Genomic DNA, 22,152 nt, shown 5'->3' with positions numbered 1-22,152 from the left:
GGCGGCGCCCCGCCGGTCGGTCACACCTTGGGCTGCGCGCTCGTCGCCAGGGATCCGCAAAGGGCGGTGGCGCCGCCCGTGGCGTAGGGGTCGGTGCCCGCGGGGCCGCCCGCCTTGGCCGTCTGCCCGGCCAGCAGCGGGTGGAAGTGGTTCGTGGAGTCCTCGGCGCAGGACAGCGGTCCTGCCTGGACGTAGGAGACGACCAGCTGGGCCTGGTGCAGGCGCAGGTCGTCGCGGTCGAAGCGGAAGTGCAGCTCGCGCCGGACGGTGAACAGGGAGGCCTGCGCCCTGGCGTCGGCGCCGGTCGGCTTCAGCGCGTAGACGAAGGTGTGGTCCGCGGTGACCTCGAGGGTGGCCGAGTCGGTCTCGGTGACCTGCAGCGTGCCCTGGACGCGGATCCTGCTGTCGGCGAGCTGGGCGCGGGTCTGGTCGAAGCGAACCAGCCATCCGGTGGGCTGGTGGCGGCCGTCGGCGGTCGGGTGCTCGAAACTCTGGTCGAACTGGTCGAGTTGGCCGCCGTCGAGCAGGACCCGCGCGGCGCGGACGTCCTGGCTGCTGAGCACCTCGGGGTAGAGCGAGGAGCGGACTATGTAGTCCTGGGCGGTGGTCAGGGCGGCCACCACCTGGCTGTCCGAGAAGTGCGCGGTGCGCCGCGCGGCGGGCAGCGGTATGCCCTTGGCGCCGACGCGGAACTGGGCGGCGGGGCTGTGCGCGTACAGGTACTCGGGATCGGTCGCGCCCGGCACCCTGCCCTGCGGGGAGAGGGGTATGACGGTCATCCGCAGGGGCTCGACGGGCTGCGGGGCGGTGGCGCTCTGGTAGGGGTGCCGTACACCCATGTAGATGGCGGTGCCGAAGGCCACCGCTATCAGCAGGACCAGGATCAGCGCCTGCCGGGACAGGCCTCTGCGCAGTGGCGGGCGGCGGCGCACGGCAGGTGCGTGGTCGGCCATGCGCTCCTGCGCGGAGAACTCCTGGAGGCGGGCAGCACGGACGAACGACTCGTCGAAGACGACGGATCGGTATTCGTCCTCTCCTCCACCGCCGGGGGCGCCCTCGGGTGTCCCCTCAGGTGGGTCTCCAGGCCCTCCCATATATTCAGGGTAGGTCTCCGGAAGGCCCGGTAAACGCCCTGGTACACGACAAGTTCTGACAGGTTCTCACCAGGTTCGAAAGTGCGCGCGAAGGGGGCGCTCGGGGCGCCGCTCAGGGGGTCGGCGGGATGACCGAGAGGGCTGGCTGAGAGTTGTCGGCGGAGGCGGAGGGCGGTGCCGCGCTGCCCTGTTCCAGGCCGGTCGAGGCGGGCGGCGGCGGTCCCTGGTCCCGGCTGCCCGAGGAGGCGCCACGGTAGACCGCGGTGAAGGCCAGCGCGACCATGCCTATGCCCATGACCAGGGCGAGCATCCAGGCGACCGGGCGGTGCCAGCGGACCTGTTTTCCGTACGACCCAGGGGCGCCGTAGCGGCCTTCCAGGACGTCGGTGTCGTCCAGGTCGTCCAGCTCGGGATCATGGCCGAAACCGGAGGGTTTGTATCCCTCCTCGTACCGCTCGCCCCTGCCGTGGGCCCGGCGCGCCTCCGCCTCGGAGGCCTCCGCTCTCGCCTGGGCGGCGGCAAGGAGGCGTTCGACGGCGGTCGGCTCGTGCACCACGGCCGCCCGTACGAAGGCCTCGTCGAAGACCACGGAGGCGAACTCTTCGTCCGACACCCCGCGGTCGTGGTCGTCGTCGGGCTCCCAGCCGTCAGGGAACGGCGTGCCCCCCACGTCCTCCGGCACGGGATCCAGAGTAGACCTGGGGGGTCATTTTGGGCAGACGGTATGGAAATTCATCCGCCTTGTGAGACACCTCTCATGCGGCACGGCCGCCCGGAGGGCGCGGTCTCAGCGCCGGATGTGTCCGTCGCCGGTGACGATGTACTTGGTGCTGGTCAGCTCCGGCAGCCCCATCGGGCCGCGCGCGTGCAGCTTCTGCGTGGAGATGCCGATCTCCGCGCCGAAGCCGAACTGGCCGCCGTCGGTGAAGCGGGTGGAGGCGTTCACGGCGACGGTGGTGGAGTCGACGAGCTGGGTGAAGCGGCGGGCGGCCTGCTGCGAGGTCGTCACGATCGCCTCGGTGTGACCGGAGGTCCACAGCCGGATGTGCTCGACGGCCTTGTCCAGGGAGTCGACGACGGCGGCGGCGATGTCGTAGGAGAGGTACTCGGTGTCCCAGTCCTCCGGGGTGGCCTCGACGACGGTGGCCTTGGAGTCCTTCGCGTACGCCAGCACCCGCGGGTCGGCGTGCACGGTCACGCCGGCCTCGGCGAGGGCGTCCAGGGCGCGCGGCAGGAACTCCGGGGCGATGTCCTGGTGGACCAGGAGGGTCTCGGCGGCGTTGCAGACGCTGACCCGCTGGGCCTTGGAGTTGATCAGGATGTCGATGGCCATGTCGATGTCGGCGTCCGCGTCGACGTAGACGTGGCAGTTGCCGGTGCCGGTCTCGATGACGGGGACGATCGACTCCGTCACGACCGTCTGGATCAGGGAGGCGCCGCCGCGCGGGATCAGGACGTCGACCAGGCCACGGGCGCGCATCAGCTCGCGCACGCTCTCGCGGCCCTCGCCGGGTACGAGCTGTACGGCGTCGGCGGGCAGTCCGGCGCCGCCGACGGCGTCCCGGATGACCCGGACGAGGGCGGTGTTCGACTCGTAGGCGGAGGCCGAGCCGCGCAGCAGGACCGCGTTGCCGGACTTCAGGCAGAGGGCGGCGGCGTCGACCGTGACGTTCGGGCGGGCCTCGTAGATGATGCCGACGACGCCGAGCGGGACGCGGACCTGGCGCAGGTCGATGCCGTTCGGGAGGGTCGAGCCACGGACGACCTCGCCGACCGGGTCGGGCAGGGCGACCACGTCACGCACGTCGGAGGCGATGGCGCGCACCCGCTCCGGGGTGAGGGTCAGCCGGTCGATGATGGCCTCGCTGGTGCCGGCCTCGCGGGCCTTGGCGATGTCCTTGGCGTTGGCCTCGACGATCTCGCTCGTACGGACCTCCAGGGCGTCCGCGATGGCGGCCAGCGCGTCGTCCTTGACCGCGCGCGGCAGCGGGGCGAGGTCGGCGGCGGCGGCCTTGGCGCGGTAGGCGGCCCGGTTGACCGGGGACATGGAGTCGTACGGCGAAAGCGTGGTCATGAGGGAAGGGTAGTGCGCCGGGCGGGCCCGTCCAGCAAGCATTCCAAACCCCGAGACGCACACCTTTTGCACCCAAACCGGCGCCGCTCTCCCGGATGTGGTTGCTCGCCGTAAGGGTTCCTCAATCAATGGTTACGGTCCGTGGTCGGATCAAAAGGGGTGTACGCCGACCGGGGTTGCGGGCGCCGGGCCGTAGCCCGCCGCTATCCGCTGGTGGTAGGTCTCGCGGTCGATGACCTCCAGGCCGACGATCTCCCAGGGCGGCAGTTTGGCGGTCTGGCGGTGCTCGCCCCACAGGCGCAGGGCGACGGCGGCCGCGTCGTGCAGGTCGCGGGCCTCCTCCCAGTAGCGGATCTCCGCGTGGTCGCTCGCGTACCGGCTGGTCAGCAGAAAGGGGTGGTCGTGGGCGAGCTGTTCGAGGCCGCGCCGCACCTCCTTCAGGGGGGCCTCCTCGCCGGAGACGCTCAGGGTGACGTGCCACAGGCGCGGCAGGTCGGCCGGCTCCTCGCACCGGTCGCCGGCCGCGACGCTGGTCAGGGCGCGCTCCTCGCCGGCCGCGCGGGAGGGGGCGCCGTCACGGGACGCCGCCGCCCCAGGGCGCACTCGTCTCACGACGGCCTCCTTCACGCAGTGATCGACTGGCGGACGTGCGGAATGTATCCCTGAGACAAAGTTGAGCAGGCCGCAAGGGCTCGTGGGGCGGTTTTGCGGAACGTCCACCTCACGACGGGTCGATTTGCGGGGCGTTCCCCCCGTTTTCGGCTGGGACCTGGGGGGTTGCGGCCGGGGGGCCCAGCTCGGCCGCGGGCGATGAACGGCCGGGCACGGCACCCTCCACAGGACCCACACAGCCGGGCCGAGGCCCCGAAGCTGCAAGGGTGGGGCTCGAGGCCTCCCAGACGCTGCAGCCAGGCCCCAGGGCCACGCGCCCCACAGACGCGGCAGCCGTGGCCGAGGGCCTGCCACAAAGCACCGCAGTCTGGCCCGGGAGCCGGCCCCAAAGACACAGCAGCCGCCCCCAGCAGCCCCGCCACGGGTGCCACACCCGAGAAACCCAGCGAACAGCTCCAGCGGGCACGCGCCCCGCAGACTCGGCAGCCTGGCCCCAGGGGGATCCCGAGACGCGGCCCAGAGACACGGAAGCCTGGCCCCCAGGGGGCTCCCGAGACGCGGAAAAGTCGACCCATGGGCCGTGGTCCCACAGACCCAGCAACCCCGCCCCGAGGGCCACGCGCCCCACAGACGCGGCAGCCCGGTCTCAGCGCCGGAGACATGGCAACCCGAGCCTCAGGGGCTGCCCCGCAGGCGCGGTAGCCGGGGGAGGCTGCTCCGAGGTGATGGTCTGCCGCTCGGCAGGCGTCAGGGGTGCAGGAGTACCAGGTCGTCCCGGTGGATGACCTCGCGTTCGTAGGCCGGGCCCAGTTCGCGGGCCAGTTCTCGGGTGGAGCGGCCGAGGAGTTGGGGGAGTTCCTTGGCGTCGAAGTTCACCAGGCCGCGGGCCACCGCGCGGCCTTCGGCATCCCGCAGTTCCACCGGGTCCCCGGCGACGAACTCGCCCTCCACGGCGGCGATCCCGGCCGGCAGCAGGGACTTGCGCCGCTCGACGACCGCCCGTACCGCCCCGTCGTCGAGCGTGAGGGAGCCCTGCGGGGTGGAGGCGTGCTGCAGCCACAGCAGCCGGTCGGCGGAGCGCTTGCCGGCGGGGTGGAAGTACGTGCCGGTGTCACCGCCGTGCAGGGCCTCGGCGGCGTGGATCGCGCTGGTCAGGACCACGGGGATGCCGGCGGCCGCCGCGATCCGGGCCGCCTCGACCTTGGTGACCATGCCGCCGGTGCCGACGCCGGCCTTGCCCGCGCTGCCGATCTCGACGTGCGCGAGATCCTCGGGCCCGCGTACCTCGGCTATCCGCGAGGTGCCCGGCTTGCTCGGATCACCGTCGTACACGCCGTCGACGTCGGACAGCAGCACCAGCAGGTCGGCATGGACGAGGTGGGCGACGAGGGCGGCGAGCCGGTCGTTGTCGCCGAAGCGGATCTCGTCCGTGGCGACGGTGTCGTTCTCGTTGACGATCGGGAACGCGCCCATCGCGAGCAGCTTGTCCAGGGTGCGGGAGGCGTTGCGGTGGTGGGCGCGCCGGCTCATGTCGTCGGAGGTGAGCAGGACCTGGCCGACCCGGACGCCGTAGCGGGCGAAGGAGGCGGTGTAGCGGGCGACCAGCAGGCCCTGGCCGACGCTGGCGGCGGCCTGCTGGCGCGCGAGGTCCCTGGGGCGGCGGCGCAGCCCCAGCGGTGCGAGCCCCGCGGCGATGGCGCCGGAGGAGACCAGGACGATCTCCCTCTCCCCGCCACTGCGGCTCTTGGCCAGGACGTCGACGAGCGCGTCGACCCGGTCGGCGTCCAGGCCGCCGGACGCGGTGGTCAGCGACGAGGAACCCACCTTGACGACGATCCTGCGGGCCTCGCTCACGCCCTGCCTTGCCCCTGCCACCTTGTTCTTCCGTCCCCTCGCACGCTCGGGCTCCCCCCGTCCGGCAATCTACGCGAAGGGGACCGCACCCCGCGCGCCGGTCCGGTCCCCGGACAGAAGATCGCCCTGAAGTCCGCCCCTTCAGGGCCCGGCCCGGTCGTCAGGCCGCCGCCGCGGTTCCGCCCCCGCCCACCCGGGCCTTCATCACCCGGCGCGCCTTGCGCACCGCCCGCTTCAGTACGGAGGCGGCGGAGTGTTCGCGGTAGCCCTCGACGGCCCGGGCCTCGCGGGGTGCGGCGAGGTAGACGGAGTCGGGTATGGCGGCCGTCGCGTCACGGAAGTGCGGATAGGCGAGGTAGACCTCCCGCCCCTTCTTCTCCAGGATGGGCGCCGCCTGCTTCTTCGCCTTCACGAACTGCACGACGGGCAGCAGGAGTTCGGGCCGCTGCTCGGCGACCAGGTGCAGCCGCAGCCGCTCCTCGACCTTGAGGCGGCGTGCGACGCCCTCGCTCCAGAACTCCTCCATCAACGGCTTCGCCAGCTCGAACTTGTGCCGCCGTACCTTCTCGCTGTCCGTGAGGTACTTCGGGCCGAACTGCGGCAGCAGCGTGATCAGGAAGGGGCGGACCAGGAGCAGGTCGCGCCTGTCCCCGGCGGGGACGAGCCGGGCGATCAGGTTCATGAGGGCGCGGGCGGAGTCGAAGCGCAGGGTGTAGGCGCCGCTCTTCGTGACGTGCTTGCCGTCGTCGCGGCCCACCAGGTAGTAGCAGGTGTAGTCGGCGAGCACAGAGACGCCGTTCGCCCGCAGATACGCCTCCATCGTGAACAGGGCGTCCTCGCCGGTCCACAGGGACTCGTCGAAGCGCATGCCGTGCCGCTCCAGGAGCTCACGGCGGAACAGCTTCTGCGCGCTCAGCGTGAACTTGATGTTGGAGGAGTAGACGTCGGTGCGGTCGAGGGTCTTGCCCCACATCGACCCCGGCGGCTTGCGGTTGATGCCCTCGACGCGGCCGAGGACCACGTCCGTGCCGTTGCGGTCGGCCATGGCGACCATGCGCTCCAGGGCCTCGGGACCGAGCCGGTCGTCGGCATCGAGGAAGAAGACATAGCGACCGGCGGCCTTGCCCAGGCCCACGTTGCGCGGACCGCTGGGGCCGCCGGAGTTGTCCTGCCGGATCACCGTCACCGGCATCGCCGCGCGGGCCGCGAACTCCTCCAGGTACTCGCCCGAGCCGTCGGTGGAGCCGTCGTCGACCGCGATGACCTCGATGCGCTCCGGGGCGATGGTCTGCGCCTCGACGGACGCCAGGCACTCGACCAGATACGGCATCGCTTCGTACGCCCCGATGACGACGCTCACATCAGGCTGCGTCACGGTCACTGTTTCCCCCTCATTAACGGGACATTTACCCTGTATCGCCTCATTCGCTACATGAAAAGACGGTCGGTCAGGGCAAGCGGTTGCCCTGTGGTCGGTTCTTCGTGACTCAGTTCACATGGCGAACGGACAGGTACGGACACATGAACATACGAAGAAGGGCCCGGTTTTCGAGGATCACTCCTCGGAAACCGGGCCCTTCTCACTGGTTTCACACCGTGAGCGGCGGCCTTCTCACGCGGTGGGCGGCTGCGCCGACAGGGCGTCGGACAGTTCGTCCGCGCCGGGGGTACCGGCCGCGGCGGCCCGTGACTCCTGGCCGCGGTTGCGGCTGTCGGCCTTGAGCGCCAGGTTCGCCACCGCGGTGTTGAACTGCTGGATGGACGTCGGGTCGTCCGGGCCGAGCAGGTACTCCTTCAGCTCCTTGCGGTCCTCCGCCAGTGCGTCGGCGGCCGGGTCGCGGACCGCGTCCAGCAGTGCGCCCAGTTCCTTGGCGCTGTTGGAGAGGATCACCGCGGCGCGCACGGCGGTGTTCTGCCGCTTGAACTCCTCGACACCCAGCCCCGCGGAGTCCGTGACCGCGTACGGCTTGCCGCTGGCGATGAAGTCGGAGACCACGCTGGAGATGTCGGAGACCATCGCGTCGGAGACGTTGAAGCAGTCGTACAGGCGCGGCTCGGCGCCCTCGATGACACGGTGCTCCCACACCGGGAAGGAGCGCCAGTAGGCCTCGTTCCACTCGTCGCGCAGCCGGGCGACCTCCTCGTACCTGGCGACGTCGACCACACCGTCGCGGGTGGCCTCGGCCTCGTCGGCCCGCTCACCTCCGGTGCCGACCAGTTCGGCGATCCGGGCCTCGATGCGGACGAGGTCGGCCTTCGCCTTCTCCTGCTCGGCCGGGTCGGAGGTGAAGCGGGAGTCGGCGGCGCGCTCGGCGGCGGCGGCCTCGACCAGGGCGACGATGCGCCGGTGGGCGGCGGCGGCCTTGGGGAGCACCGTGCCCGTGAAGGGGTGCGGCTTGTACAGCACACGCACCGGCGGGTCGGCCTTGACCAGCTTCTTCACGATGCTCTCGCCGGCAAGCATGATCGAGGTGTTGCCCGGGTCGCCGTCCCAGCCCTCCCAGGTGGGCGCGTAGAGCACGGTCGGGACGCGGCCCTCCGGTACGCCTTCCCAGCCCCGGATCGGCGCCAGCTGCGGGCGGCCGACCTCCACGATGTCCTCGTCGCGGACGCCGACGTCGGCGATGGCGTAGCGGTCGCGGCCCGCGCGGCCGGCGGTCCACACCTCGTCGTACGCCTTGCTGAACGGGTTGACGCTGGCCAGCTTGTCGCTGTCGCCGTGGCCGATGAAGACGTGCTTCATGGTGGGCACGCGCAGCAGGTGGATGTTCTTGCCGACGTTCGCGGCGTACAGCGCGACGCGCACCGTGGACAGGTCCATGTTCATCAGGTGCACCCCTCCGGGCACGCAGATGACGGGGACCGTGGTGGGCGCCAGGTTCTGCAGGATGACCCGCTCGCGCAGGATGATCAGCAGCCGGGAGTCCAGCTGCTCCATGGTCTCCAGCCACATGTTGACCTGGTAGGCGGAGTCCTTGGAGCCGGAGAAGTACAGCACCGTCTGCGGCTTGTACTCGTGCAGCCAGTCGTCGACGGCCGCGAGGACCTTGTCGGCGTTCGGCGGGATCTTGCGGCCACGGACGTACGGCACGAGCGCGAGGACGTACAGGCAGCCCAGGCCCAGGGTGATGCCGATGCCGACGAAGCCGGCCACGGACGAACCCGCCACGGCGGAGATCAGGATGCCGACGACGGCCGCGAGGTCGAGGTGGAGCATCTTCTCGGCCGACCGGTCGAGCAGCCCCATCCGCGGCGCGTCCGGGATGTCGATCCGCGACTTGAGGTCGACGTTGCGGGTGGCGACCGGCAGCCGGCGTCGGTTGCGGATCAGCGTGACCACGGCGCCATGCGGGGCCTGGAGGCCGTAGAACGCGATGAAGCAGCCGATCGCGCCGTAGTAGATCAGGTTGTTCGCGAGGTCCAGCCGGGCCAGCAGCAGGATCAGCAGGAGCTCTCGGATCAGGAAGCGGATCGAGAGACCGGCTCTGACCTTGCTCAGCCGGTTGACCAGGTAACTGCCCTTCCGGTGCAGGTAGTGGTCGGCCAGGTACGTCACGGCGGCCGCTGCCGCGAAGGCGTAGACGCTCGGGACGAGCGCGGCCACCATGATCGCCGGGAAGCCCAGCATCATGAGGACCGCCGCGGCCAGCTCGGCCGCGCTGCCCACCCGGGCGACACGAATAGCGGTGGATATCACGGAGAACCTGCTCTGGGAGGGGGAGTGCCGGTTTTGTGGTGAAGTGCGCAGGATTTGTGGCAATTCTATGGGAATTCGTCGGGTGTACGGATTCAGGCCCCTGCGAACACCCGGTCAATACACTGCATTGACACCGGAAAGCAGAGGCCTGAATAACGGAAGACTAATTCCCGTCGATTATTACATGCCGTCCTGTCGGTCGAGCACCGAGGCCAGCGCCTGCTCGAAGCCGGAGGCCTTCGCCGCGCCCGCCGTCGGGTCCTGCTGGCGGACGTCGATGACATGGCCGGTCAGCTCGGACAGCAGTACGTCCAGCGAGGTGCGGGCCACGGCCTCGGAGGAGAGCAGGGAACCCGCGGGCTCCTGGCCGAAGGCCTTGGTACGCATGGGCGTCGCGGTGCGCTCCGGGTTGATGCAGTTGACGCGGATGCCGTCGCCGGCCCACTCGTCGGACAGGGCCTGGGTGAGGTTCACCATGGCGGCCTTGGTCGAGGAGTAGAGGCTGTACTCGGCACGGCCGCGGGTGTAGCTGCTGGAGGTGTACAGCAGCAGCTGGCCCTTGGTCTCGGCGAGGTACTTGTACGCGGAACGAGCGATCTGCACCGGGGCCAGGTAGTTGACCTTCAGCGCTTCCTCGATGGTCGCATTGTCGGTCTCCGCCAGCTTGCCGATGCGCAGCACGCCCGCGGTGTTGACGACGTAGTCGATGCGGCCGGTCTCCGCGTACGCCTTGGACAGCGCGTCGTCGACCTCCTCCGGGTTCTCCACATGGGTGCCGGTGGTGGAGCGGCCGAGCGCGTACACCTTGGAGCCGTAGGACTCGGCGAGTTCGGCGATGTCCTTGCCGATGCCGTACGAACCGCCGAAGATCACGACGGTCTTGCCGGTGAGCAGCTCACGGTAGGCCTGCTCGCTCACCTGTTCGGGCGCGGCCGTGGAGGCGAGCTGGAACAGCTTGTCGGCGATGAAGACGTCGACCGGCTGGGTGACCTTCATGTTGTACTCGTCGCCCGCGACGACGTGGATCGGCACGTCCGGCAGGTACTTCAGTACGACGGAGCAGTCGTCCGTGGCCTGGAAGTTGGGGTCGCCGGCCGCGACCTCGTACGCCCTGCGGATGGTGGACAGCTTGAAGGCCTGCGGGGTCTGGCCGCGGCGCAGCCGGGAGCGGTCCGGGATCTCGGTGATGAACTCGCCGTCCTCGCCGTGCGTGCGCGTGACGATGATGGTGTCCGCGGACGGAATGGCGACGTCGACGGCCTGGTAGCGCTCGAGGGCGGCCACGCAGTCGTCGATCACGCGCTGCGCGAGCAGCGGGCGGACGGCGTCGTGGAACAGGACGTTGAGGTCCTCGCCCTCGGCCAGTCCCTCGCCGAGGGCCTCGATGGCGCGCTCGGTGGTCTCGTTCCGGGTCGAGCCGCCCTCGATGATCTTCCTGACCTTCTTGAACCCGGCCTTGGCGACGATCTTCTCGACGTCGGGCACGTATCCCGGCGCCATCAGCACGATGACGTCGTCGATCGAGTCGGCCTTCTCGAAGGTGGTCAGGGTGTGCTCGATGACTGCCTTGCCGGCGATCTTCAGCAGCTGCTTCGGGATCGAAAGACCCACACGCTGGCCGGTGCCACCGGCCAGGATCACTGCGGTGGTACGGGGCTTGGCTATGTGCTGGGACACAGAGGACCTACCTTGGGGCGACAGGGAACGCGGAAATGGTCCCACTTGCGGTTACCGCTGTGCAAGGTGAGCGCTGTTCGCTGCATATGTGCGCGCCATCTGTCATTCACCTTGCACTGCTGGTGACGGTGGGACCACCTGCGTCGGCCGCGCCGGAATTGCTGTGAGTAACTGCACAGGACGGCGCAGGGCAGTGCCGGATCGCCGAGGGGTCGTACACCCGTTTGGGCGACGCGGTCAATCATCTCGGCGGCGGTCCAGGTGGCGGCCTCGACGGACCACTGCGGGGCCGGCACCTTCACGTCCTGCGGCGTCGGGCTGCACGCGTTCTTCATATGCATGCCCGCGCCGTTATGAACGAGCCTCTGGAATGCGGCTCCTCAGGGAGTCCATTGCCGCGGAATTCCCTATGGGGATTCCGCGGCAACGGTTTGCGCTGAGGGTCAGACCAGCCGCACGCCGGGTTCGCCCGATTCCACCCGCAGCCGCGCCAGCGTGCTCGGCGCGGCGGTCGGCCGGCGCACCGTGTCCACGACCCTCACCTGCGCGTCGATGCCGTCACGGTCGATGTCCAGGAGGTGGTAGCCGCGGTGGGCGTCGATCAGCTTCCAGTGCGGGTTGTCGGGCATCCGCGGGTCCCACTCGGCGTGGAAGGCGGCCTGGTCCTGGTCCCCGTTGCTGGAGATGGACGTACCGACGAACTCGGCGCCGACGACCTCGGAGTCCGGGTCGTCGTAGTCGGCCTTGAGGTCGCTGATCATCGTGAGGTGGCGGTCGCCGCTGAGCACCACCGGGTTGCGGATGTCGGCGAACTCCTCCAGCAGGGCATTGCGCTCGACCTGGTAGCCGTCCCAGGCGTCGTAGTACCAGAGCTTGCCCTCGCCGATCTGCAGATCGGTCTCGGCCATCATTATCTGCGAGGCGATCAGGTTCCAGCGGGCCGGGGAGTACTCCAGCCCGTCCAGGAGCCACTTCTTCTGCTCGGCGCCGAGCATGGTGAGCGACGGGTTCTCGGCGGCCGCCTGGCTGGTCACCTGGTCGCTGCGGAACTGCCGGGTGTCCAGGACGTTCAGACGGACGAGGCGGCCGAACTCCAGCCGCCGGTACATCTGGATGTGCGGGCCGTTCGGGATCGCCGAGGCACGCACCGGCATGTGCTCGTAGTACGCCTGGAAGGCCGCCGTCAGCCGCGCCACGAACGCGTCGTGCGGCTGCTTGTCGGGGTCCTGCGGGATCTCGCCGGCCCAGTCGTTGTCGACCTCGTGGTCGTCGAAGGTGACCACCCAGGGCATGCTCGCGTGCACCGCGGCGAGATCGGGGTCGGTCTTGTACTGCGCGTACCGGTTGCGGTACTGCTCCAGGGTGTACGGCTCCCCCGTGCCCTCGTGCCTGCGCACGGCCGTGGCCGAGGGCGCGGACTCGTAGATGTAGTCGCCGACGAAGAGGACGACGTCGGGGTCCTGGTCGAGCATGTCGGCGTACGGCGTGAAATAGCCGTGCTGCCAGTTCTGGCAGGAGGCGAGCGCGACCCGCAGCGAACCGCCCCTGCTGTGCGGGTGCGGGGCTGTGCGGGTGCGGCCGGTGGGCGAGATCTGACCGCCCGTACGGAACCGGTACCAGTACGAGCGGTCCGGGCGCAGGCCCCGTACGTCCACGTGAACGCTGTGCCCGTACTCGGGCCGGGCCTGGGCGACACCCCGGCGCACGGGCTTTCTGAACCGGTCGTCCTCGGCGAGCTCCCACTCGACCGGGACCACGGCGTCGGGCATGCCTCCGCCGTTCAGGGGGTCGGGGGCGAGCCGGGTCCACAGCACGATGCCGTCGTGCAGCGGGTCGCCGGAGGCGATGCCGAGGCTGAACACGCCGTCGGGCAGGGTGGCTTCGGCCGCGCGGGCCGTGCCCGGCAGCCAGAGCTGGGCGGACGCGGCGGCGCCGAGGACGGCGGCACCGGCGGTCAGAAAGCGGCGTCGGTCGGGCGAGATTGCTCCGGTCATCGCGAACTCCCCTGTCTCGCAAGCCTGGACACGTGAAAGCTCACGCAACCGGGCGGTCCACCCGCTGAACTGAAGCCTTCGCGTGCATGACAAATGAGCAGACAACAGAAGGCCCGTTGCGACACGGGAACAACACGACAACGTGATTTTGCCGCAACGGGCCCTACATGCCGTCAATTGACACCGGGCAAGGGGCTGTTCAGTGAGCGAAGTTCAAGCCGAGTTCGACGTCAGCCTCGACCAGGGGCATGGACTCAGCGGGTGAACTCGCTGCCGAGGCGGGCGAGTTCGGGGTTCGTACCGAGGGCCGTCGCGCCGAAGGAGAGGGAGCCGGTGGTGGTGACCCCGGAGGCGGTGGAACGGAACCCCCATACCGAACCGGCATTCGAGTTCTCACCGGGCGCGCCGACGACCAGGTCCGCACGGCCGTCATGGTCGCCGTCGAGGAGGGTGACCGCCTCGCCGAAGTGGTCCGCGCGCTCGGCCGTGCCGGGGACGCCCGCGGTGTTCTGGCTGAACACCTTCGTACCGGCGCCGGTGGGCCCGGACGCACTGCCGGGAACGACGGCGACGGTCCCCGCATCAGTCACCCCGGAGAAGTCCTCACCGGGAATACCGACCGCGATGTCGGCGTAACCGTCGCCGTTCACGTCACCGACCGCGACATCCGTACCGAAGCCGTCACCGGACTCCGTCGCCCCCGGCACTCCGGGCGTGTCCTGGTCGATCGTGCGCGGGTCGGCGGCCTGCGGCCCCTGTGCCGTACCGAGCACCACGCCGATCCGCTCGCCGTACTCGCTGGGGTCGGGCGTGCCCTCGCCGGAGTACGCGACCCGGGGCCGCCCGAAGACGAGATCGTCCCGCCCGTCGCCGTTGACGTCACCGAGCGCGATGCTCTCACCGCCCTCGATCTCCCGGCCCTCGCCGTCCTTCAGATGCACCGGCGAGGCGAGACCGCTCCGGGTGCCGTGCCGATAGAGGAGGGTGTGCCCGACGTTCAGGTCGCCCGGGTCGTCGAAGTCGAACGGCCCGGTCAGCACGACCAGGTCGCTGATGCCGTCGCCGTCGACGTCCCCGCTCGCCACGTCCAGCACCTGCACATCGGCGTCGGTGAAGGAGATGTCCTGGCTGCGGGCGGGCACTCCGGTCCGGCTGAACGGCCCCGACTCCAGCGACGAGGGCCCCACCAGGTCGGCGTGCCCGTCCCCGTCGAAGTCACCGGCGACGACGCGCGCGGTACCGTCGGTGCGGGCACCCGGCAGAATCGTCCCGCCGGAAAGCCCGCTCTTCCCGCCCCACAGCACGGTCACACTGCCGTGCCGGGCCACCCCGCCCTGCGTCCACTGCTCGCCCGCCGCCGGGACCACGAGATCGGTGTAGCCGTCGCCGTCCAGGTCACCGGCGGTCAGATGCGCACCGAAGAGGTCACCCGCCTCGGGGGTACCCGGAACACCCGGCGTCGCCTGGGTGAAGACCCGCTTGCTCGCGAGGTTCAGCCCATGAGCCGACCCGTACACGACAGCGACATAACCGGCGGCCTTCCTGCCGCCGACCGTGGCGCCCGGCGCCCCGGTGGCGAGGTCCTCGTACCCGTCACCGTTGAAGTCCTGCCGGACACTCTTCACCGCGGCGGGCTGTGCATGGGCGAGCGGCGAGACCACACCGGTCGCGGCAAGCAGAGCGATCGCGACCGCGACGGCACGCCGCGTTCTGGGTACAACAACGGACTCGGACACGTCGACTCCGGGAATCTGAAGGACAGTTACCCACGGAGAGGTTCAAGATCCTCATCCGCGCTGCCCAGTACGACTCCCCACCGGCCGAGAGGGTTGCCCCATCCAGCCCGTCCGGCGTTCGAGGACGAGGCCCCTCAAGGGCCGACAGCGGGGGCCTGGGGGCGGCAGCCCCCAGTTGACGGAACCGAAGCCGCCGCCCGCCTACTCACTGAACGGTTCGAAGCCCCCGTACTCCTGAAAGGCTTCATCACGCTCGGCCTGCCGATCACGACGCCGCTGCGCCGCGGGCCTCGGCGCCTCGAACCGGTGGTCCTCACCACGACGGCCCAGCATCTCCGCCCCGGCCATCACCGACGGCTCCCAGTCGAAGACGACGGCGTTCTCCTCGGGTCCGATGGCGACACCGTCGCCCGACCGGGCCCCCGCCTTCATCAACTCCTCTTCCACACCGAGGCGGTTGAGGCGGTCCGCGAGATACCCGACGGCCTCGTCGTTGTTGAAGTCGGTCTGCCGCACCCAGCGCTCGGGCTTCTCGCCCCGCACCCGGAACAGCCCGTCGTCCTCGCGCGTCACCGTGAAGCCCGCGTCGTCGACGGCCTTGGGCCGGATGACGATCCGCGTCGCCTCCTCCTTCGGCTTCGCGGCGCGCGCCTTCGCCACCAGGTCGGCCAGCGCGAACGACAGCTCCTTCAGCCCGAGATGAGCCACCGCCGACACCTCGAAGACCCGGTATCCGCGCGCCTCCAGATCCGGCCGCACCATCTCGGCGAGATCCTTGCCGTCCGGTACGTCGATCTTGTTCAGTACGACGATCCGCGGCCGCCGGTCGAGCCCGCCGTACTGCTTCAGCTCCTCCTCGATGACATCGAGGTCGGAGACCGGGTCCCGCTCGGACTCGAGGGTCGCCGTGTCCAGCACATGCACCAGCACACTGCACCGCTCCACGTGCCGCAGGAACTCCAGCCCCAGCCCCTTGCCCTGGCTGGCACCGGGGATCAGCCCCGGCACGTCCGCGATGGTGTACACGGTCGAACCGGCCGTCACGACACCCAGGTTGGGGACGAGGGTGGTGAACGGGTAGTCGGCGATCTTCGGCTTGGCGGCCGACAGCACCGAGATCAGCGAGGACTTGCCGGCGCTCGGGTAGCCCACCAGCGCCACGTCCGCGACCGTCTTCAGCTCAAGGACGATCTCCTGGACATCGCCGGGGACACCGAGCAGCGCGAACCCGGGCGCCTTGCGGCGCGCCGAGGCGAGCGCCGCGTTGCCGAGCCCGCCGCGGCCGCCCTGCGCGGCGACGTACGAGGTGCCGTGTCCGACCAGGTCGGCGAGCACATTGCCGGCCTTGTCGAGGACGACGGTGCCGTCCGGCACGGGCAGCACGAGGTCCTGGCCGTCCTTGCCAGAGCGGTTGCCGCCCTCGCCGGGCTTGCCGTTGGTGGCCTTGCGGTGCGGCGAGTGGTGGTAGTCGAGAAGAGTCGTCACGGACTGGTCGACGGTGAGGATGACGTCACCGCCGCGCCCGCCGTTGCCGCCGTCGGGTCCGCCGAGCGGCTTGAACTTCTCACGGTGGACGGAGGCACAGCCGTGACCTCCGTTACCCGCGGCGACATGCAGTTCGACGCGGTCCACGAAGGTGGTCATGGTGGGGTGCCTCCAGTTACGTACGGGTGTTACCTATGTCAACACGCGAAAGGCGGACCCGCCTTCCCACCAGGGAAGTGAGGTCCGCCTCGCGCAAAGCTTCCGATCAGGGCCTGATTCAGGCGACCGGAACGATGTTCACGACCTTGCGGCCGCGGTGGGTACCGAACTCCACCGCACCGGGCTGCAGCGCGAACAGCGTGTCGTCGCCGCCACGGCCGACGCCCGCGCCGGGGTGGAAGTGGGTGCCGCGCTGGCGGACGATGATCTCACCCGCGTTGACGACCTGACCGCCGAAGCGCTTCACGCCGAGCCGCTGGGCGTTCGAGTCGCGACCGTTCCGGGTGGACGATGCGCCCTTCTTGTGTGCCATCTCTCCTCAGTCCCTTACTTCGCAGCCGTGGGGATCTCAGTGACCTTGATCGCCGTGTACTGCTGGCGGTGGCCCTGACGACGGCGGTAGCCGGTCTTGTTCTTGTAGCGCAGAATGTCGATCTTCTGGCCCTTGTGGTGGTCCACGACCTCGGCCTGGACCTTGATGCCGGCCAGCACCCACGGGTCGCTGGTCACAGCGTCGCCGTCGACAACGAGCAGGGTCGAGAGCTCGACCGTGTCGCCAACCTTGGCAGTGGAAATCTTGTCAACCTCAACGATGTCGCCGACAGCAACCTTGTGCTGGCGACCACCGCTGCGCACGATGGCGTACACGCGGATCTCACTCTCTCGCTCGGGAACGGCACCCCCGCAGTCCAGCCACCCGGCACGGGCAGCCTCTCCGGAGCACCCAGTGCCCTGGAGGAATGAGGTTTACGGGGATGTGGCGCGCCCATATCCAAGGACACGCCGACGGTCAAGGTTACGGGGCCGTGGCCGGAGGGGTCAAACCGGGCCTGGCCTCGCACGCGTGCGGCCGGTCACAGGGACCGGCCGCACGGCGCACTCTGCTCAGCTCTCGTCGGCGGCGGCCGAGACCGAGGTCTTCTTCGCCGTCGACTTGGCCGCGGCCGTCTTGGCGGTCTTCGCCGCCTTCTTGGCCGTGACCTTCTTGGCCGCCGTCTTCTTGGCGGCCGCGGTCTTCTTGGTGGCGGCCTTCTTCGCGGTGGCCTTCTTCGCCGTCTTGCGGGCGGCCGTCTTCTTGGCCGGAGCCGCCTCCTCGGCGCTCTCCTCCGCGGCAGCCGGCTCCTCCGCAGCCGACGGGACGACCACGACGGCCGTCTCCTCGGACGCGGTCGGCGCGGCCTCCTTGCGCACCGCACGGCGCCGCGGGCGGGCCGGAGCGGCGCTCTCGGCCGGAGCCTCGGGCTCCGCGACGGCCTCCGCCGGTGCGGCCTCCGCGACCTGCGCGGTCTCGGCGACGGTCACCACGGTGGCCTCGGCCCCTGCGGGCGAGCCGGCCGGCGCGGACACCTTGCGGGTCGCACGACGGCGCGTACGCCCCTTGGGCGCTGCCTCGTCCGCGGCCGGGGCCTCGGCCGGAACCACGGCGTCCTCCACGGCGGCGGGCTCGGCCAGCGCCTCGGCGGCGGGCTCCGGCTGCACCGGACGCTCCACCTCTGCCTCGACCGTCACGTCCTGGGCGGTCGGCACCTCGGCCTCTTCGTACCGCGGTGCCTCACGCCGGGGCGCACCCGCCGGAGCGGACGCCCGACGGCTCGCGCGGCGCCGCGAACGGCCACGGCCGACCGCGGCCTCCGCCTCGGCGACGCTGCTGTACAGCTCCTCGTCCGGCGCGAAGGCGGGCGCGGAGAGCGCGACCGGCTCGGCGACCTCGGCGGCGACCTCGGCCTCGGTCTCCTCGGCCTCCGGGGCCTCGGCGGCCACCGCGGCCTCGTGCACGTGCTCGTGCCCGTCGCCGCCGCGCCCGCGCTTCTTGCGCTTGCCGCCGCCACCGGCGGAGGTCGGCTGCTCCATGTGCACGATGACACCGCGGCCGTTGCAGTGGACGCAGGTCTCGGAGAAGGACTCCAGCAGGCCCTGACCCACGCGCTTGCGGGTCATCTGGACCAGGCCGAGCGAGGTGACCTCGGCGACCTGGTGCTTCGTACGGTCCCGGCCCAGGCACTCCAGCAGGCGCCGCAGCACCAGGTCCCGGTTGGACTCCAGCACCATGTCGATGAAGTCGATGACGATGATGCCGCCGAGGTCGCGCAGCCGCAGCTGGCGCACGATCTCCTCGGCCGCCTCCAGGTTGTTCCTGGTGACCGTCTCCTCGAGATTGCCGCCCTGACCGGTGAACTTGCCGGTGTTGACGTCGACGACGACCATCGCCTCGGTCCGGTCGATCACCAGCGAACCGCCGCTGGGCAGCCAGACCTTGCGGTCCAGGGCCTTGGCGAGCTGCTCGTCGATCCGGTACGTGGCGAAGACGTCGACCTCACTGGTCCACTTCGACAGCCGGTCGGCGAGGTCCGGGGCGACGTGCGAGACGTAGCCGTGGATGGTCTCCCACGCGTCGTCGCCGCTGACGACGACCTTGGTGAAGTCCTCGTTGAAGATGTCGCGGACGACCCGGACGGTCATGTCCGGCTCGCCGTACAGCAGCGTGGGGGCGTTGCCGTTCTTGGACTTCTTCTGGATGTCCTCCCACTGCGCCTGGAGCCGCTCGACGTCCCTGCGCAGCTCGTCCTCCGAAGCGCCCTCGGCGGCGGTGCGGACGATGACGCCCGCGTCCTCGGGGACGATCTTCTTGAGGATGGTCTTCAGCCGGGCCCGCTCGGTGTCGGGCAGCTTGCGGCTGATGCCGGTCATCGAGCCCTCGGGGACGTACACGAGGTAGCGGCCCGGCAGGGAGACCTGGCTGGTCAGACGGGCACCCTTGTGCCCGATCGGGTCCTTGGTGACCTGCACGAGCACCGACTGGCCGGACTTCAGGGCGGACTCGATGCGGCGCGGCCCGTTGGCCATGCCGAGCGCCTCGAAGTTGACCTCGCCGGCGTACAGGACGGCGTTGCGGCCCTTGCCGATGTCGATGAAGGCGGCCTCCATCGAGGGCAGCACGTTCTGGACCTTGCCCAGGTAGACGTTGCCGACGTACGAGGTGGCCTGCTCCTTGTTGACGTAGTGCTCGACGAGCACGCCGTCCTCGAGCACACCGATCTGCGTGCGCTCGCCGTACTGGCGCACGACCATCACGCGCTCGACGGCCTCGCGGCGGGCCAGGAACTCGGCCTCGGTGATGATCGGCACGCGACGGCGGCCCTGCTCACGGCCTTCGCGACGGCGCTGCTTCTTGGCCTCCAGACGCGTGGAGCCCTTGATGGACTGCACCTCGTCGGACGGCTCCGCCTTCGGGCGGGGCTCGCGGACCTTGACGACGGTGCGCTCGGGGTCGCCCTCGCCGGGCTCGGTGTCCACGGAGGTGTCACCGGCACGACGACGACGGCGCCGGCGACGGCGGTTGCTGGAGCTGGAGCCGCCGCTCTCGCCGGCCTCGTCCTCCTCGTCGTCCTCGACCTGCTCGGCGGTGTCCTCGGCGTCCTGCGCGGCCTGTACGGCGGCCAGCTCGTCGGAGTCCTCCGACTCGTCGTCACCCGCGGAGTCGGCGGACTCGCCACGCCGGCGGCGACGGCCGCCACGGCGACGGCGACGGCGCGAACCGGTGTCCTCGGACTCGTCGCCCTCGGCGCCGTCCTCGGCGGACTCCTCGGCCTCCTCCGCCTCGTCCTCCACGGCGGTCTCGACGGCCTGCGGCTCGGCCTCCTCACCGAACGCGGCACCCCGGCGACGGCGACGGCGCCGCGCCCCGGCCTGCTCCTCGGGAAGCTCCTCCGGCTCGGCGGTCTCGGCCTCGGCGGCCGCCTCGGCGGCGGCCCGCTGCGGCGTCTGGAACTGCGGCTCGGTGAACACGGGCGCCTGGAACACGGCGACGGCGGGACGGGCCGGCCGCCGCGGACCCTCGTCCTCGACGCTCTCGGCGGCGGCACTCTGCGCGGGCTCGGCGAAGCCGGTGGCGGCCTTGCGGGCGGTACGGCGGCGGGTACGCCGCGGCGCGCCGTCCTCCTCGGCCTGCTCGGCGGCGGCCGGAACGGCAGCGGGCTCTTCGGCAGCGGGCGCCTCTTCGGCGCCGGAGGTCTCCTCGACCGGCGTGGACCCGCGGCGCGTGGCACGACGGCGCGTACGGCGCGGGGCAGCGTCCTCGGCCGGCTCGACGGCCTCGACGGCAGGTGCCTCGGCCTCGGCGGGCGCCTCGGCCTCCTCGGCAGCGGTCGCCTCGACGCTCACGGGTGCCTCGCCGGGCGCCGACACACGGCGCGTGGCGCGACGACGGGTCCGGCGCGGAGCGGCGTCCTCGTCGGACTCGGCGGGCGCTTCGGCAGGAACCTCGGCAGCGGCCGGCTCCGCGGCCGGAGCGGCAGCGGGCACCACGGTCTCGGCGGCCTCGGCCGCAGCGGGCGCCCCGGCAGGAGCGGACACCCGGCGGGTCGCACGACGACGCGTCCGCGCGACGGGCGCAGGCTCCTCGACGACCGAAGGCGCCTCGGCGGCCTCTTCGGTCTCCTCGGCCTCGGCGACCTCTTCGGTCTCGTCGGGCTTCTTCTCGCTGTCGGTGTCGGCCGGTATGGCCGGCGCGACGATCTCCTCCGGGGTTTCGGAGGCGGCACCGGCGGGAGGACCCGCCGGACGCGAGGCGGCACGGCGCCGACGACGCGGCGGCAAGGTGTCGCTGGGGGTGTTCAGTTCGGAACCCTCGGTGGGTTCGGTCGGTTCGAGCATGCGGGCTTTTCTCCCGTCAGGCTCCCGGGCGCCGCGCCTGGTCCGGCGTTGATCGCCGGTGACGTCCGCGGCTCGCGCGATGCGCGGTGCCGCCGTCCGGGGCGCGGGCGCCGCACGGGAGCTCTCTGTGTCCTGTCTCGCCGGTTCCGTACACCTATTGCGTACGGCCTGGCGAAAGTCTTCTGTGTCGGTGCGCTGCCCGACCCAGGTGGCTCCCGAGTACGAGGGCGGCGCTTCGACGTCCGTCCTTCGCGGGACCTTCCTTACGCCGACGCCTTCGCGGCGGCAGCGGAATCGGCCATGGGGGCCGTCGCTGCCTCGCGGTCGGGCGCGAGCGGGTCGGTCACCGTGCCGGTCTCTTCATCGAACAGCCCCTGCGCCAGCCTGGTCACCGCTGCGGGGACCGGCGGCGCCAGGTCGGCCACGGCGCGGAGACCGGACAGGACGTCGTCGGGTCGTACGGCAGGCGTCACGTGCCGAACAACCAGCCGCAGTATCGCACAGGGCTGGTCGGTCGGCCTATCAGCCGGATCACTATGCGTTTCAAGTTGTACGACCGCGGGGCGCGCGTCGAAGGTCCGGACGCCGTTCTTGGTCATCCGCTGGACCTCGACGGCCTCGGCGGAGTTGAAGGCCGCTACGGCCCGTTCCGCCTCGGCCGGGTCCACGCCGTCCAGCCGCAGCTCCCACACGGAAGCCGTCAGCCGGTCGGCGAGGCCGGAGGTCCGTGCCTCGACCGCGTCGACGACGTCGAGCCCGGCGGGCAGCGACTCGTCGAGCAGCAGCCTCAGCTTCTCCGGGTCCCGCGCCTCGGTGAGGGCGATCTCCAGATACTCCGCCTCACTGCCCGTGCCGGTGGGTGCGGCATTGGCGTACGACACCTTCGGATGCGGCGTGAACCCCGCCGAGTACGCCATGGGCACCTCGGCGCGGCGCAGCGCACGCTCGAAGGCGCGCTGGAAGTCACGGTGGCTGGTGAACCGGAGGCGGCCGCGCTTGGTGTAACGCAGTCGGATGCGCTGCACCGCGGGTGCGGGCGGCGGGCCTTCGGGCTGTC

The 22,152-nt window shown here is 70.8% G+C and carries 15 protein-coding genes; all 15 read right to left on the bottom strand.

The window, feature by feature from the left end; translation table 11 throughout:
- Positions 1–20: 20 nt before the first annotated feature.
- The 15 genes from ACIBW9_RS02495 to ACIBW9_RS02425 all read right to left on the bottom strand — a co-directional run bounded on the left by ACIBW9_RS02495 (position 21) and on the right by ACIBW9_RS02425 (position 22,120).
- A complete protein-coding gene (locus tag ACIBW9_RS02495) occupies positions 21–1,094 on the bottom strand; it encodes a hypothetical protein (protein ID WP_398950432.1) in 1,074 nt (357 codons plus the stop codon).
- A 112-nt stretch (positions 1,095–1,206) separates the two neighbouring features.
- Positions 1,207–1,776, bottom strand: a complete 570-nt coding sequence (locus ACIBW9_RS02490) for a hypothetical protein (RefSeq protein WP_398950430.1) — start codon at positions 1,774–1,776, stop codon at positions 1,207–1,209.
- Positions 1,777–1,881: 105 nt separating this feature from the next.
- On the bottom strand, positions 1,882–3,168 hold the full coding sequence (locus tag ACIBW9_RS02485) for a glutamate-5-semialdehyde dehydrogenase (protein ID WP_398950428.1): 1,287 nt from the start codon (positions 3,166–3,168) through the stop codon (positions 1,882–1,884).
- Between the two features lie 150 nt (positions 3,169–3,318).
- Complete coding sequence (locus tag ACIBW9_RS02480) at positions 3,319–3,771, bottom strand: hypothetical protein (RefSeq protein WP_398952064.1); 453 nt, start codon at positions 3,769–3,771, stop codon at positions 3,319–3,321.
- 756 nt (positions 3,772–4,527) lie between these two features.
- The gene (gene proB / locus ACIBW9_RS02475; protein ID WP_398950426.1) at positions 4,528–5,634 is read right to left on the bottom strand and encodes a glutamate 5-kinase; all 1,107 of its coding nucleotides are present in this window, start codon (positions 5,632–5,634) and stop codon (positions 4,528–4,530) included.
- A gap of 160 nt (positions 5,635–5,794) precedes the next feature.
- Positions 5,795–7,015 (bottom strand): glycosyltransferase family 2 protein, encoded by a 1,221-nt coding sequence (locus ACIBW9_RS02470; RefSeq protein ID WP_398950424.1) that lies wholly within the window; start codon positions 7,013–7,015, stop codon positions 5,795–5,797.
- A gap of 231 nt (positions 7,016–7,246) precedes the next feature.
- Positions 7,247–9,331, bottom strand: coding sequence for a hypothetical protein (locus tag ACIBW9_RS02465; RefSeq protein WP_398950422.1), 2,085 nt, complete (start codon positions 9,329–9,331; stop codon positions 7,247–7,249).
- Positions 9,332–9,511: 180 nt separating this feature from the next.
- Positions 9,512–11,008: a D-ribitol-5-phosphate cytidylyltransferase gene (locus tag ACIBW9_RS02460; RefSeq protein ID WP_398950420.1), complete on the bottom strand. Its 1,497-nt coding sequence runs from the start codon at positions 11,006–11,008 to the stop codon at positions 9,512–9,514.
- Between the two features lie 443 nt (positions 11,009–11,451).
- The gene (locus tag ACIBW9_RS02455; protein ID WP_398950418.1) at positions 11,452–13,002 is read right to left on the bottom strand and encodes an alkaline phosphatase D family protein; all 1,551 of its coding nucleotides are present in this window, start codon (positions 13,000–13,002) and stop codon (positions 11,452–11,454) included.
- A 254-nt stretch (positions 13,003–13,256) separates the two neighbouring features.
- Entirely contained in the window at positions 13,257–14,738 is a 1,482-nt protein-coding gene (locus tag ACIBW9_RS02450; protein ID WP_398950416.1) for a VCBS repeat-containing protein, read from the bottom strand.
- Positions 14,739–14,939: 201 nt separating this feature from the next.
- Positions 14,940–16,382, bottom strand: a complete 1,443-nt coding sequence (gene obgE, locus ACIBW9_RS02445) for a GTPase ObgE (RefSeq protein ID WP_398950414.1) — start codon at positions 16,380–16,382, stop codon at positions 14,940–14,942.
- A gap of 118 nt (positions 16,383–16,500) precedes the next feature.
- Positions 16,501–16,755 (bottom strand): 50S ribosomal protein L27, encoded by a 255-nt coding sequence (rpmA, locus tag ACIBW9_RS02440; RefSeq protein WP_037854440.1) that lies wholly within the window; start codon positions 16,753–16,755, stop codon positions 16,501–16,503.
- 14 nt (positions 16,756–16,769) lie between these two features.
- A complete protein-coding gene (rplU, locus tag ACIBW9_RS02435) occupies positions 16,770–17,090 on the bottom strand; it encodes a 50S ribosomal protein L21 (protein WP_003990208.1) in 321 nt (106 codons plus the stop codon).
- Positions 17,091–17,327: 237 nt separating this feature from the next.
- Entirely contained in the window at positions 17,328–21,095 is a 3,768-nt protein-coding gene (locus tag ACIBW9_RS02430) for a ribonuclease E/G (protein WP_398950411.1), read from the bottom strand.
- Between the two features lie 263 nt (positions 21,096–21,358).
- Positions 21,359–22,120, bottom strand: coding sequence for a TIGR03936 family radical SAM-associated protein (locus ACIBW9_RS02425; protein ID WP_398950409.1), 762 nt, complete (start codon positions 22,118–22,120; stop codon positions 21,359–21,361).
- Positions 22,121–22,152: the final 32 nt, after the last annotated feature.

The sequence above is a fragment of the Streptomyces sp. NPDC049541 genome (assembly GCF_044465725.1).
Taxonomy (GTDB): domain Bacteria; phylum Actinomycetota; class Actinomycetes; order Streptomycetales; family Streptomycetaceae; genus Streptomyces.
Note: the sequence above shows the minus strand (reverse complement) of the source record. Positions and strands in the feature narration are given on the sequence as shown.